This is a genomic window from Pseudomonas sp. HN8-3, from assembly GCF_020790195.1.
Classification (GTDB): domain Bacteria; phylum Pseudomonadota; class Gammaproteobacteria; order Pseudomonadales; family Pseudomonadaceae; genus Aquipseudomonas; species Aquipseudomonas synxantha_A.
On sequence record NZ_CP086206.1, the window covers coordinates 4,703,702 to 4,719,242 of the forward strand.

Below are 15,541 nucleotides of genomic sequence, written 5' to 3' on the forward strand. Positions count from 1 at the left end.
AATCTGTCCCCTTTTTTTCCAAGTCTTCTTTAGCTCTCACTTCCAGAACCTCAAACAAAAAAACATTTCCTTTTACTTTCTTAACAACCCATAAACTCCTGGACTGAAGCCTTCTGGCCACTTAGTTAAATTATTATATACCCCCCCCTGAAGCTTACACGCTTCCAACCCAACAACACTGACATCTGCCCCGGAAAAATCAGCGCCTCGAAAGTCGCAACCATCTACATTAGCGCCCTTTAAATTTGCCAAGCCTAAATCCACATTAGAAAAATCAGAATACATTAGTAACGCCCCAGACAAATTACTCCCCCTCATTCTAGACCCTGTCAATATTGCATTAACCATTGAAACATTTTCCATGCACACATGATCTAACACAGAAAAATAAAAAACGGAATTCCTCAGATCACCACCTGTAAAATCAGCCCGACTAAAATCCAGATACTCAAATATAGCACGATGAAAATCTATCCCCTTAAGATCCGCTCCGACAAAGCTTTCAATAGGAAGCTGTAAATTGTCACCCGTCTCAAACCTTACAGTAATCATCTGTTATCCCAATCTAAAGGTGAAATCTCAAGATTAACGGTTGGCCTTTTCTTACTAGCTTTGTAGCTAGTCAACACACCAGGATCTATCTCAGGCTCCTTACCAAGTATTTTAGCTGCAATATATCTATGATTCCCATCCACAATAACACTGCCATCCATTTTAATTGGTGGAGCAACATCCCCTTTAAGGAGCCTATCAACGTACCGTTGAATCATTGGCAGAGAAACACCATCTTGCGCACTAATAGTTTTGTCATCCCTCAGTGCTTTCTGGATAATTTCTGGAGTTACATCGCTTCCTTTAGTTACCAGTGGCTTTGCATTTGCACCGCCCGCTTTTTTAACTCCAAACAGCATAGCTGTCCACTTGGAAAGCATACCCACCGTCTCAGGGGCTATGTCAACGCCTACCTCTCCTGCCGCATTACTTGCTGCCTGTAATCCACCGTCGACAATTCCTACACCGACCACCTTCAACCGGGAGTTGACGTTCAGCAAGTCAACTGCCCCTAGCATGCGATCCACCTCACCAGGTAGGTCGCCATGGGCCCGTACTTGGGAAATCATCTCATGGGTTTTGTCATAGCTCGCCACCCAGTCGCCATAAGCTTCCTTGCACTTAGCAGGATCGCTTTCACAAATAGCATTCAGGCGTTTTTCGTTAGCCTCATTCAAATCAGCATATTTATTGATGACATCTCTGCAGCTGTCTGTGGCGGTACAGGTCTTGGCTTCGCCAATGAGTGCTTCAACCTCCTTGTGCTGCAACTCGTTGTAAATTGTTCCCTGCTGAGCCACCCACCCCGCCACTTCCTGGTCTTTTGCACTTCCACCCACACCTGCCGCAACCGTCATTCCGATTAACTGAGAGGTCATGGCCAACACGCGATCATGGGCCTCGCCAGGGAATAACTTCTCACCAAACGTTTGTATCAGGGCCTTATTCGCGCCAGCAGCAATAGCACCAGAAGCGAAATCCCCTCCTGCCGCTTCGGCGATTAATCCTCCGACAATCGCATGCACTGCCACCTTAGTGGAAAGGTTGGAACCAACGAGTTCGGTCCCCACACGCTCGTAAATCATTCCAGACAGGACGCTGGCAGTCAGATCAATAGCTGCTTGACCAATATTCTTAGTAAAACTGCCGCCATTGGTGACAGTTCTCAGCGCCGAGTTGACCGCCAATTGCCTCCCAAGGTCTGCGGCAGTGAATTCACCGGTGACGCCGGCAAACTTCGCTATCGCCCCACTGAGCCCTGCGATTGCATAGCCTTTCAGGCTATCGCCCGACGTCACATCCTTGGCAATATCGCCTAAGTTCCCTTTGTTGTTGATGGTACTTGTCGCGCCTTTGACTGCGACCGCAGTAACCACCGAGTTCGCAACGAGACCGGTTGTTGTAGTAGACGCCGCTCCGACAAGACCCGCTCCAGCGCCCCAGGTGAAGTAAGTGACAATGATGGCGATGACCAACGCCGCACCACCACCCAGGCTTGAGTTGTTGTACTTGAAGCTATCGTGAACCTCTTGGACCTTGCGCCAATCCACGTCCCCGCGCTGCTCGGCTTCTTTCAACCAAGCCAGTTGCGGGTCGGCCTTAACCATCACATCAATGGTCTGGCTTACGGTGCGCTGGTCGATCTGCTTGACATCAATCTTCAAACCATCGACCGCTTTGATCACGACGCTACCTTGCGCAATCATCTGCGTTTGGCGCAACGTCTCGTCGGTCTTGCCTTTGCCTTTGGAGCTCGTCCACACCATGTCACTCTTGCTCTTGGTGTGGCTCTCGTCATGCAGATCCTTCACTGCCTCAAACGTCACCGCCCCACCACTGACAATCGCAATATCCCCACCACTCTCAAGCTTCGCCGCCTGATACTTCTGATCACCTCCACTCTCCAGCGTCAAATCCCCCCCAGTCTTGATCTCGCTCCCGACATTCTTCACATCGGTCACTTCATCACGCTGAGTCTTCTTGCTGCCCCAACTGCCCTTCTTGCTCATGTCATACAGCGAGTAGTGGCTGTCCTGCGCCGCCAGCATTTGCAGTTCGTTATCCGCATGCACATAGGCTTCATTGCCCGCGCTGATTTTGCTGGCGACTAGCGTGAGGTCGGTGCCAGCAATGGCGATCAGGTCGCCGCCGGCTTTGAGTTCGGCGCTTTGTTGGGTGACGTCGTCCAGTTGAGTAGTGGTTTTGGTACCGCCTTTTTTGCCTTTGGAGTAATCGTGCTGTTCGTTGGCGGCGGCGGCCAGGGTCAGGTTTTCGCCGGCTTTGACGCTAAGGTCTTTGGCAGCGCTGACGGTGCTGGCGACCACTGCAACGTCGCGGCGGGCGTCGATGGCGAGGTTGCCGCCCACGTCCACACCGGAGACGTGTTGCAGGATGGTTTGCTCGGTGCCGCTAATGCGGCGGCGTTGGTAGGCGTAGTCGTCCTGTTCGGTCTGGCTGGCGATCAGCACATCACGCCCGGCGGTCACGCTGGCGTTGCCACCGGCTTTCAGGTTGCTGCCGAGGTTGAGCACGTCGCGGCCCGCGTTCAGCTTGAGCGTGTCGGTGGCTTCGAAGCGTGAGGCTTCGCTGGCCACGTCGTTGCGCAGTTGATAGCCCTGCCCGTCCTGTTTGAAGGTGGTGACGGTGCGCTCGTTGATGACATCGCCAGTCACGGCAGTGGCGCTGATGTCGCGACCATTGACGATGCCGCCACGGCTGTTGCGGATCGAGTCGGTGGCGAGCATTTCCAGGCGGTTGCCGGCTTGCATCAGGCCGCTGTTGTCGATGTTCCCGGCGACCATGTTCAGGTTGTTGGTGGCACGCAGGGTGCCGCTGTTGTGCAGGTCGCCGCCGGTGATCAGGCTCACGTCCTGGCCCTGGATCAGCGCGCCGTTGGGGGCCAGGCGGTTGTTGGCCTGGGCCAGGTAGAGCACGGGGGTCAGGACTTTTTCGCCGTTGACCTCGGCTTCTTCCATCCACACGATGTCGTGGGTCAGCGCGGCGACTTGTTCGGCGGTGAGGGACACGCCCAGTTGCAGGTTGACCGAGTCCTTGTAGGCGATGGCGTTGTCCATCAGGTAACGGAACAGCGCGTCATCGCTGGCGATGCCATCGATGTAGCGTTGGCCGGTGCGGGCCATCACGGCTTCGCGGATCAGGCGTTGCTCGTACAGGCCGTCGCCCAGGCGCTTCCAGCTGGCATCGGGGTTATAGCCGAGTTTGCCGAGCAGGTAGTCGGAGCTCATGAACTGCTTGAGGTCGGTGAGCGCCGGGTTGGTTTCGATCAGGTATTTGTGGCTGTTATCTACCGGAGTAATGTCCGGCAGGCCTTGCACGCGGGTGATCGAGGGGGAGCGATTGTCCAGAGCCAACGGGCCCTGGCCGTTGACTGCGCCGCTGACGGGCTGGCCGTCGAGGTTGAAACCGCGTTCTTGCACGGCGGTGTAGTCGAGGGTTTTCTCGCTACGACCACTTAGAGTTGTTACAAGGACAGCTTGGCGACTTGCACCCTTTCATGCCGCAGGCTTATAGTCCGCCGGTCGCCCACATGGCGATTCAGGTTTGGCGACCTGACGGTAGAGAATGCGCAAGCTGATGGCTTTTTTGCAGCCACTTGCGCGCCTGCAAAGTCGTCTTATGACGGCTGTGCGCGGGAGACCTTCGGGTCTGCCGGTTTTCTCTACTGCCGGTTCGCCAACCTGCGTACAGCTGTCACCCATTCGTTTGGCGACGTTTGAGTGATCGCATTTATCACTTAAGTAGAGAGCTTAAACATGAACCGATACATGCCATTAACAGGCCACGACTCAACCATTCCCGCGCTGGTGATCGACTCCCAAGCTCCCCTTGATGTCCTCTATGATGCAGCCGCATATCGTATTCAAGCGGTGACTCAGTTTTTAGAAAACCTGGCATTTCGGGAGCAGATTAGTAGTGATGCGGTTGTGCTTCACGATTTTGCATTGCTGCTGGCCATCCCTCTGAGGGATGGGTGTGATTTGTTGGACGTGATTGGTCGAAAACTGAATTCACAAGTCTTATAAAAAACATGGGCGGTTTAGTGCCGCCCAACTTAACTTAGTCACCGTCAAGTAAAAAAATAAAATCAATTATTAAAGAGCCCTTATCACCTGTCAGCGAAAACGCGCAACCAGAGGGCCTAACATTTCGCCAGTAAAGTATCGGGTATCTAAGTCTTTGGCAGGCTCCACCCCTCCGTAATACTCCTTCATACGAACTCTATCAGAAATCTCTTTTATATATTTCTGCAGCAGAAGCATGACTTTATCAACATCACTAAAAATAGAATCATCAAAGCACAATTCCACATCAACATCCTCCCCATACTTTATAACTCTAAGCAACACAAAAAAATCGGAGGAGGCAGATACAATGTCAAAACCATACAATTTAGCAGACACACAAACATCACCTTCAAAATGACAAAGCTCCGCAATCATAATTTGATCAAGGCCCAAGCAACTCACAATGCCGAGTACTTCTGAGGCTGTCACATCGTCAACGCGCTCCGAATGACTCTCGAGGTCCTTCAGGAGAACAATAATATCTTCTTTAACCACGCCACCTAGAACAACCTCATATGATTCTTTCATAAATTAGTCGATAAACCCTTTAAATGTCCCATCTAGATTCAACCGTATGCCACGCCCGTCACCAAGACGTTTCTCTATAAATGGAATTCCCTTATCTGTTGTCACCGATTTGAACTCGCCGGGAGCACGTATTATTTCACGTAACTGCGTCATAGCCTGCTCATTCCAAGTAGCCATAGACCCTGTAGTCTTACCCCAAATATCAGGATTTCTACCCGCGTGCTTCGATAGTGCATGACCGATAACGGTGGAACCTTTGTAAGGTAATTGGGCCGACTCCAGTACCGTTTTAGCCTCACTAAATGAAGCAGTTTTTTTCGCACTGATTGAGAGCTCAGGCAATAATTGAACTACCTTAGCTCCCCCATCTTGAACCGCACCTCCAGCTACCGTCAACGCCCCACCGCCAAACACACCAAGCGCCGTACCACCGAGAGCAGCATCTCCGCCCGCCACTTCTGCAACGGCTAACGCAGCCTGATTACACATCACCGGTGCAAGTGCGCAGCCCATCGCCAGTTCAGCTGACGCAACCCCTAGCCCAATGGCGCCAGGCACCAAGACCCAACCAGCAACATAATCATGGCCTGGCCCCTCATACCCATCGCTTCTGGCCAAGGATCTGAACGCCTCAGAGATCTGATCCGGTGTCTTGCCTTGCTCGATCATTTCAGCGCCGAGACTGGATGCAGCAGCTCCCCAATTCCCCCCCATATGTAGGAAATCGTTGTAGCGCTGGGCATTCCCCGCTACCCAACTGGCTGTCTCGGGATCACCGTTACCCAAAGCCCCCGCCAACACCCCAATAACCTGAGCGGTGGCGACTTTGAACTGGCCATTCGTAGAAAGCTGTGTATCTAGGTATTTGCCAAGATTTTCTGCCGCAACAGACGTCAATCCTTCCGTAGCAGCGCCTGCCAGCGCTCCGGTTTTAAAATCACCGCCCCTAGCGGATGAAAGTGCTCCACCCAGCACAGCATGCATGAAGATTTTCGAAGCTGTGCCAGGGCTGACATCCAAATAATCGGCCAAATCACCGACTTGTTTATTTCCAAAAGCAGCGGTGAGATCAAGGCCTTCCGAAATGGCAGCAGTACCGAGGTTATCTTTTAAACTACCGCCGTTGATCGCTGTGTTAACGCTACCTGCGACCAAAGCATGCGTACTGCTTCGAAGTACGTTCTCACTAACCGTATTCCAATCCAGCATACTTGAGCTATAGCCTGGATTGTTGACACCATTGGCATTCAGGATTAATGGTCCGTCGGGACTCCAGCCGGCGACAGCAGTATCTATACCGGCCAAAATACCGCTCGTGACCATCTGTGTCGCATACCCCTTAATCGCATTCTTATTGGTGGCAGCCTTAAAACCTGCACCAATATCTCCCCCGCCATTAATCGTACCTACAGCAAAATTACTCGCCATGGCTCCAGCAAGAGGCCCAAGGTAAAAGCTGGCAACGATTGAAATAATCAGCGCAGGCGCGGCCCCCAGCCCGGAGTTTTTGTAATCCCAACTGTCATGAATTTCCTTCACGACTCGCCAATCGACTTGCCCGTTGGCTTCAGCTTGCTTAATCCACGCTAATTTAGGTTCCGCTTTAACCATCGCATCGATTGTTTGGCTAACCGTCTGTTGATCAACTTGTCTAATATCTATATTAATCTTGCCAGCAGCCCGAATAGCTAACTGACCTTGGGCCACCATTTCCGTCTGACGCAGAGTTTCATCGGTATTTCCCTTACCCTTGGCACTGTTCCACGCCAAATCGCTTTTGCTCTTCTCATGACTCTCCTGATGCAGATCCTTCACCGCCTCAAACGTCACCGCCCCACCGCTGACAATCGCAATATCCCCGCCACTCTCAAGCTTCGCCGCCTGATACTTCTGATCCCCACCGCTCTCCAGCGTCAGATCCCCCCCAGTCTTGATCTCGCTCCCGACATTCTTCACATCGGTCACTTCATCACGCTGAGTCTTCTTGCTGCCCCAACTGCCCTTCTTGCTCATGTCATACAGCGAGTAATGACTGTCTTGCGCCGCCAACATTTGCAATTCGTTATCAGCGTGCACATAGGCTTCGTTACCCGCGCTGATCTTGCTGGCAACCAAAGTCAGGTCGGTGCCGGCGACAGCGATCAGGTCGCCGCCGGCTTTGAGTTCGGCGCTTTGTTGGGTGACGTCGTCCAGTTGAGTAGTGGTTTTGGTACCGCCTTTTTTGCCTTTGGAGTAGTCGTGCTGTTCGTTGGCGGCGGCGGCCAGGGTCAGGTTTTCGCCGGCCTTGACGCTGAGGTCTTTGGCGGCGCTGACGGTGCTGGCGACCACGGCGATGTCGCGGCGGGCGTCGATGGCGAGGTTGCCGCCCACGTCCACAGCAGAGGTGTGTTGCAGGATGGTTTGCTCGGTGCCGCTGATGCGCCGCCGCTGATAGGCGTAGTCGTCCTGTTCGGTCTGGCTGGCGATCAGCACGTCCCGCCCTGCGCTCACGCTGGCGTTGCCACCGGCCTTGAGGTTGCTACCAACGTTGAACACATCGCGGCCCGCGTTCAGCTTGAGCGTGTCGGTGGCTTCGAAGCGTGAGGCTTCGCTGGCCACGTCGTTGCGCAGTTGGTAGCCCTGGCCGTCCTGTTTGAAGGTGGTGACGGTGCGCTCGTTGATGATGTCGCCGGTCACGGCGGTGGCGCTGATGTCGCGGCCATTGATGATGCCGCCACGGCTGTTGCGGATCGAGTCGGTGGCGAGCATTTCCAGGCGGTTGCCGGCTTGCATCAGGCCGCTGTTGTCGATGTTGCCTGCGACCATGTTCAGGTTGTTGGTAGCGCGCAGGGTGCCGCTGTTGTGCAGGTCGCCGCCGGTGATCAGGCTCACGTCCTGGCCCTGGATCAGCGCGCCGTTGGGGGCCAGGCGGTTATTGGCCTGGGCCAGGTAGAGCACGGGGGTCAGGACTTTCTGGCCGTTGACCTCGGCTTCTTCCATCCACACGATGTCGTGGGTCAGCGCCGCGACTTGCTCGGCGGTGAGGGATACGCCCAGTTGCAGGTTGAGTGAGTCCTTGTAGGAGATGGCGTTGTCCATCAGGTAGCGGAACAGTTGGTCATCGCTGGCGATGCCGTTGATGTAGCGCTGGCCGGTGCGGGCCACCACGGCTTCGCGGATCAGGCGTTGCTCGTACAGGCCGTCGCCCAGGCGCTTCCAGCTGGCATCGGGGTTATAGCCGAGTTTGCCGAGCAGGTAGTCGGAGCTCATGAACTGCTTGAGGTCGGTGAGCGCCGGGTTGGTTTCGATCAGGTATTTGTGGCTGTTATCTACCGGAGTAATGTCCGGCAGGCCTTGCACGCGGGTGATCGAGGGGGAGCGATTGTCCAGAGCCAACGGGCCCTGGCCGTTGACTGCGCCGCTGACGGGCTGGCCGTCGAGGTTGAAACCGCGTTCTTGCACGGCGGTGTAGTCGAGGGTTTTCTCGCGGTCAGCGGCGGTGATGACACGCCCGTTGACGCTAAAGTCCCCGGTGGCGGTGTCCGCTTTACTCGCTGCGCCGCCTTTCGCTGCCTGGCCGCTGAGACGGAACAGGCCGTTCTGGCTGGTCGGCAAACTGAAGCCGGGTAAGGTCACCGGGTTGACTTGGCGTTGGGCCAGGTCCGGAGGAAGTTGCGCGGTGATTGCCGGTTTTACCGTGGAGGCAAATACGTCGGAGTTGGTGTTGCGGTTGGCCGCCGGGGTGTCGATATTGGTAGCGTTCGGGCGGATGACGCTGTTGTTGATTTCTTTGGTTGCGTTAACGGTGACCGAACCGGCTGCCTGGATCACCGCTTGGGCGATCACGCTGCCAGCGGTGGGGACGGTGTAGTCGATAGGTGATGTGAAGAAGGTGTCCGAGAACCTCGTCTTCTCAATGAACTGGTCGAACGTGTACTGACCCGGCTTATAGTCACTTGAGCTGGGATCGTTGCTACGGTTGAACTGTTCGACTTCGCTCATCAGCAATGAGTAAGCCGACCGGTTACGCGTGTAGTAGGCGTAACCGAAATTACGCTGCTCACCGCCGGCAGCGCCGGTGTTGTTCAGCACGTCGGTGTTGATCAGGATGTTTTTAGCGGCCGATACCGAGCTGTAGAGGTTATCGAACGTCTGGCTGCCTACCGTGAGATCACCACCGGCATTGATGAACGCGGAGGCGGAGCTGCCTTTGATGACGTCCTCATAGGTTTCGACGCCGCTGAAACTCAGCTCGCAGCCTTTACCTTTGCAGTAATCGTTGCCGTAAACACCGATGCTCCCGGAAACCAGGCTTTTCTCCGTGGTGAACTGGTCACGTCGGTTGCTCAGGGTATCCGCCAGCAAACGCATGTTGCCGTCGCTTTCCAAGGTACCGGAGACGTTTTCAATCAGTGCACTGCGCCCATTGGCATCATCGCGTGCGATGTCGAGGCCACCCAGGCTGTAGACATCACCAAAACGGTTGCTGAAGTCATTGACGCGCAAGGTCATGTCCTTGCCGCTGAACAACAGGCCTTTTTCATTGAGCAGATGCGTGGCGTTGAGGCGAACATTCTCGGAGCCGCCCAGGGTGCCGTAGTTGTTCAGGGTGGCAGCATCGACAGTCAGGTCACCCAGCGACGTCAGGCGGCCACGGTTGTTCAGGACGTTGTTGCTGGTGACCTGGGTAACTGCGCCACCGGTAATACGAGCGCTTTCGCCCAGGTCCATGTTGGCGGCGGATAGGCTCATGTCGCCCAGGCTGCTGACCCGGCCGTTACCGCTATAGCCGCCGGTGAGGGTCAACTTGAGGGTGCCGTCACTGGCCAGCAGGCCGTCGTTGGTCCAGGTGTCGCCCGTGCCGGTGAGGCTTTGTGCGCCGAGCAATTGGCCGCTGGCGGTCTGGGTGAATTGGCCAATGTCCAAGTTCAGTCGTCCGGCCTGGATCACACTGCTGTTGGTCCAGCTTGCTGCCTTGATATCCAGTTGGCCGTTGGTGACGAAGCTGCCACCGGCACGGGCGACCTGGTCGGAGGTCAGGTCAAACGTGCCAGTGCCGGTATGCACGACGCGCCCACCGTTGTTGTCCAGGCTGGCGGTTTGCAGGTTGAGGGTTTCGTTGGCGCTTTCCAGCGCGCCGAAGCGGTTATCGAACAGGCCCGTGGTACGAATATCGGTGGTGCCAACCCGGCCCATGGCGCGCAGGTTGCCGCTGACGTTGTTGATGGTTTGCGCGGCGAGGCGCAGGGTGTCGTCGCTTTCAATCAGGCCATAGCTGTTGCTCAGCGTGCCCGTCAGGCCGAAATCAATTGCGCGGGCGCCGACCTTGCCACCATTACCGACCTCAGTGCCCTGGTTATCGAAGTTCGCGGCCGTGACTTTGAGCAAGGTGTCGGCATACATACCGCCGCCCTGGTTATTCAGGGTGGTGGTGACGATCTGGCTGTCACCGCCAAGGGCCGACAGATGCCCCAACTGGTTGAGCAGGCCGCCTTTGGCTTCAATGTTCAACGACTGTGCCTGGGTGATGCCGCTGCCGTTATCGAACAGGCCGGTGACCAGTTTGATCCAGCCTTTGCTGCTGTTGAGGATGCCACCTGCGGTATTGGCGACGCTGGCGGTTTCCAGGTCCAGGTTGCCACTGAGGCTGTCGACGCGGCCGCCCTGGTTATTCAGGGCGCCACTGAGGCGCAGGCGGTTATCGGTCTGGCTTTGCAGCGTGCCTTGATAGTTGGTGAGGCTGCGGGCGGTAAGGTCGAGCTTGCCCTTCTGGCTGAACATCAGGCCGTCTTGCTGGTTGTGAACGTCACCGGCCAACAGCCTGATCACCAGGTCTTTCTGGCTGGCGAGTGTGCCTTTGGCGCTGTTATCCAGGTCGCCATTGGCGAGGGTCAGATCAAGGCGGTCCTGGCTGACCAGTTGGCCCCCTCGGTTGTCCAGGCTGGCGGCGCTCAGCAACAGTGCTGCGCCACTGGCCAGGCGGGCGTTGTTGGCGTTGATCAGCGCACCACTGAGGGTGCCTTCCAGGGTGCCCTGGCTGATCAGTTGCCCGCCGCTGTTGTCCAGGCTTTGACCGGTCAGGGAAATATTGGCCGCGCTGATCTGGCCGCCACGGTTGAGGATTTCACTCTGGGCGTTGTTGAAGTCCAGCTGTTGACCGGCAGAAATCAAGCCGCTGTTGCCGTTGTCCAGGCGACCGGCAACGGTGAGGTCAACATCGGCCTGGCCGGAGATGATCCCTTGGTCATTGTTCAGGCTGGCCGCGCTGAGGGTTTGTTTGCCCTGGCTGACCAGAGCGCCCGCTGCGTGGTTATCCAACGCGCCGGTGAGGCTGGTTTGCAGGGTGCCGCTCTTGCTCGACAACGTACCTTCGGCACTGTTGTCCAGGCTGCCGCCCACTACCGCCAGGCCATTCCAACCGGAGATCAAGCCCTTGTTGGCGTTGACCACTGTATCCGCTTCAAGGCGCAGTTGATCGGCACTGAGGATGACCCCGCGATCACCGTTGTCGATGCGCTTGGCGGCGACGGTGAACGCCGTCTGGCTGGAGATTTCGCCTTGTTCGCGGTTGGTCAGGTTAGCCAGGCGCGCGAAGGTCAGCGGGCCTTTGGCGCTGATCAAGCCTGCGCTGTTATCGAGATTGCCGCCTTGCAGGTCGAGGGTTACGGCGCGTTCGCCGATCAAGCGGCCCTGACGCTGGATCAGCTGTTGGACGATGAGCTTCAAGTCGCCCTTGGCTGAGATTTCGCCATCCAGGCTTGAGTCGACTGTTTGCCCGGTCAGGGTCAGGTCCGCCTGGCTGTTGATCAACCCGGCAGTGTTATCGAGGTTGGCAGTGGTCAGGTTCAGCGCCTGTTGACTGCCGATCACACCCGCACGGTTATCCACATTGGCGGCAGTGACGGTCTGGCTACCGTCGCTGACGATTCGTCCGCCCTGGTGATTGTCCAGCGCGCCGGTGTTGAGCGTCTGTAGCGTGCCGGCCGAGAGGCTACCTTTGTCGCTGTTGTTCAAGGAGCCTGAGGTGGTAGTCAAAACCGTAGCGGCGGATATCTGCCCCTGGTTATGGTTATCCAGCACACCGGTGACCTTCAGGTCCAGCGCACCACGGCTGGCGAGCGCGCCACGGGCCTGGTTGTCCAGGCTGTCGGCTGCCACTTGCAGAACGCTCTTGGCGGACAGTACACCTTCCACGCTGTTATCCAGCGCCTTGGCGATACGTACCTGCAGGCTGTCGCCACTGATGACTTTGCCGCCGCGGTTGTTCAGCGCATCGGCCATCAACAGGAATGACTGGGTGCTGGAGATTTCACCGCCCTGACTGTTGTCGACGTTGCCCAGGTTGTTCAGCAGCAGTTGGCCCGGTGTCGCGATCAGGCCGTGGTCGCGGTTGATCAGTTGCCCATGGTTCAAGTCCAGTTCGATGTTGGTGTTGCTGACCAGCTCACCACGGTCATGCTGGTCTAGCCCATTCAGGGTTGCCTTGACCGTTGACTTGGCGAAGATCGACCCTTGTTGGCTGTTGTCCAGTTGCCCTGCGTTGAGGGTGATACCAGCGTCACTGCTGATACTGCCTCGCTGGCTGTTATTCAGGCCGGCACTGCGCACATCAACCTGCTGCTTGGCGCTGATCACACCGCCCTGGCTGTTGTTCAGCGCAGCGCTGACCAGCGTGGCTGTGCCATCGGCGAGTAGTTTGCCTGCCTGGTTGTTCAACTGGCCCTGAGTGGTGATCGACAGCGCATTGGCTGCGGACAAAATGCCGCCCTGGCTGTTGTCCAGCGTACCTGCCTGGATGGTTAACGCGCCCTCGCTGAGCAGCGTGCCCTGCCCTTGGTTGAGCAAGTCGCCGGTCAGGGTGATATTCAGGTCTTTTTGGCTGCTGATACGACCACCCTGGCTGTTGTCCAGTTGGGCGCCGTTCAACACAAGGCTCTCACGCCCCGCCAGCAAGCCTTTGCTCTGGTTGAGCAGGCGTTGGACCGTGAGCGTCAGGCCGCTGTCGCCGATCACCTTGCCAGTGGTGTTGTTCAGTTGATCGGCGACCATCAGCACCTTTGCCTGGCTGGATATCTCGCCTTGCTGGTTAAGGATGGTCTGGCTGCGCAGGTCCACGCCGTGGGTGGCAGCGATAAGGCCGCCGTTGCGGTTATCCAGGAATGTGCCGGTCAGGTTCAGCGCACCGTCGCTGACGAGTTCGCCCGCTTGTTGATTGAGCACACCGACCGTTGCCTGCAAGTCGCCCTTGGCGCTGATGCGACCGGCGCTGTTTTCGAGCCGGTCGGCGTTGAGGGTCAGCGCACCATCGCTGCCCAACTTGCCACCGTTGCTGTTGTTCAACTGATTCAGTTGCACGTGCGCTACGGCCTTGGTGCTGATCACGCCCGCTTGGCTGTTATCCAGATCGCCGCCGGTGAGGGTCAGCGCGCCGTCGGCAATGACCAGGCCACCCTGGTTGATCAGGCTGTCGCCGTGCAACGCCAGGGTAGTTTTGCTGGACACCAGGCCGCCCTGGCTGTTGTTCAACTGCCCTGCGGTTATTTGATGAGCCCCCTGGCTGACGAGGTTGCCTTCATTGCGATTGTCCAGCAGCCCGGCGACGGTCAGGTTCATCACGCCCTGGCTGGCGATGGAACCTTTGTCGCGGTTATCCAGGCTGGCCGCCTGTGCCGTCAGGCTGGTGGCGGAGAAAATCCCCAGGCGGTTATCGATGGCACCGCTGGCGGTCACGTTGAGGTTGCTGCCCAACAATTTGCCGGAACGGTTATCCAGGTTCGTGGCAATCACGGTGGTCTGGCTGGCAGAGATTTCACCCGCCTGGTTACTCAACTGCCCGGCGGTTACACGGGCCTGCGCCTGGCTGGCGACCAGGCCGTTATCGTTAGTCAGTTGGCCGGCGTTGAGCGTCAGGTTCTTGAGGCCGATTACGCGACCGCTCTGGTTATCCAGTGCAGCGGTTACCGTAACGTCGGTGCTGTTTTCACTGTGCAGCAGACCGTTGGTGCGGTTATCCAGGGCGGTAGCCGTGACCTTGAGCGAGTCCTTCCCCAATACACGACCGCCACGGTTGTCGAGTTGGCCGGCGTTAACCACGGCGTCTATACCGCTCAATGTGCCACCTTGATTGTTCAAGGTTTGGTTGGCTGTCGCGGTGAGGGTTCGGCTGGCAACCACGCTGCCACTATTGCTCAGGTTCGCTGCGCCCAGGCTGATATCGCCGCTGGCATTGCGGCTTTCATCAGCGTTGACACCGGCTTCGATGATGCCGCTGTTGACCACCGCGCCACCGCTGGTAACGGTGATACTGTCGCGGGCCGCCAGGCTTTTCTGGTTGTTCAGGCCCGCTGCGGTTTGCAGATCGATTCGCGTGCCGGCATACACAGCCCCAGCAGCGTCTAATTGACCGGCCTTGACCACCACCGCTTCGCTGGCTTTGGCATTAGCCATGCTCAAGCGTCCATTGGCATCGAGCTGAATATCCCCCCCACTGGCCATCAACGCACCGTCGAGCTTAACGCCCACACCGGCTTCAGTCCCCACCAGCTTGATCGCCCCGGCATACATCCCGCCCAACGCCGTCGAGTCAATCGCCAGCTCCGGCTTGGCACTGCCGTCATCGGCGCGGGCGGTGGCGTTCAAGGTCTGCGCATTTACATCATTGCGCCCAGCAACCACGCTCAAGTTGCGCGCATTGATCTGCGCATTGATCTTGGCCGAGCGGGTGATGATTTCGAAGCGGTCGACGTTGCTGGCGTTCAAGCCCTGGCCGTCGATAGTCACGGCACCGCCATCGACCTGGTAACGGTCCAGGCGGCCGTTATCGAGGATGGGTTTGCCGGTGGTCAGGGTAACGTTGGGGGTGTTGATGAAGCCGCAGCCACTGCAGGTGATGCCGTAGGGGTTGGCGACGATGACCTTGGCCGACTGGCCCGCCACTTCGGTGTAGCCGCGCAATTGGCTCGGGCTGCCACCGTTGACTTCGTTGAGGATGATATTGGCAGCGCGGCCCTGCAGGTTCGGGTTGCCCAGGATGATGCCGCCCAGTTGCGTCGATTGAGTGCGTTCGGTGGCGTTGTTGAGGATCACGCCGTTGGTGCCGACGTTGTAGTCCTTGAACTGGTTGTGGGACAAGCCACTGCCATTGGGGGTGGCGATGTTCACTACCGGCACGCCATTGCCCGCCGCGCCCACTGTGGTGCCGGGGGCGCTGACCACGATGCCTTCGGCCTGGGCCAGCAGCGGTTGCCAGAACAGCGCATTGGCCAGGATCAGCGCCAGGCCACGTTTGGGCAGGCCGAGGAACGCGTCACGGCTTTTCAGGGCAGCAGAAGGCTGGCGAGCCAGGAAGGCAAATTGGCGAACATCCATTTCAAATTCTCGTTGCAACTGGGCGTTGA

At 57.1% G+C, this 15,541-nt stretch carries 4 protein-coding genes and 1 pseudogene; 1 reads left to right on the plus strand and 4 read right to left on the minus strand.

The genetic code is table 11. The annotated features are described in order from the left end of the window. Positions 1-72: 72 nt before the first annotated feature. Together LJX92_RS20910 and LJX92_RS20915 are read right to left on the minus strand one after the other, a co-directional pair. Positions 73-552: a pentapeptide repeat-containing protein gene (locus tag LJX92_RS20910; RefSeq protein ID WP_081883329.1), complete on the minus strand. Its 480-nt coding sequence runs from the start codon at positions 550-552 to the stop codon at positions 73-75. Beyond that, positions 549-3,986 (minus strand): annotated as a pseudogene (locus LJX92_RS20915) (hemagglutinin repeat-containing protein); the annotation flags it as partial. The gene LJX92_RS20910 and the pseudogene LJX92_RS20915, both read right to left, overlap by 4 nt. A gap of 351 nt (positions 3,987-4,337) precedes the next feature. Between LJX92_RS20915 and LJX92_RS20920 the strand changes: the two are divergent. After that, the gene (locus tag LJX92_RS20920) at positions 4,338-4,595 is read left to right on the plus strand and encodes a hypothetical protein (protein ID WP_228309921.1); all 258 of its coding nucleotides are present in this window, start codon (positions 4,338-4,340) and stop codon (positions 4,593-4,595) included. A gap of 90 nt (positions 4,596-4,685) precedes the next feature. Here LJX92_RS20920 and LJX92_RS20925 read toward each other — a convergent pair whose 3' ends face one another. Continuing rightward, positions 4,686-5,165: a hypothetical protein gene (locus tag LJX92_RS20925; protein ID WP_228308904.1), complete on the minus strand. Its 480-nt coding sequence runs from the start codon at positions 5,163-5,165 to the stop codon at positions 4,686-4,688. A gap of 3 nt (positions 5,166-5,168) precedes the next feature. Then, on the minus strand, positions 5,169-15,512 hold the full coding sequence (locus LJX92_RS20930; protein ID WP_228308905.1) for a filamentous hemagglutinin N-terminal domain-containing protein: 10,344 nt from the start codon (positions 15,510-15,512) through the stop codon (positions 5,169-5,171). Between the last annotated feature and the right edge of the window lie 29 nt (positions 15,513-15,541).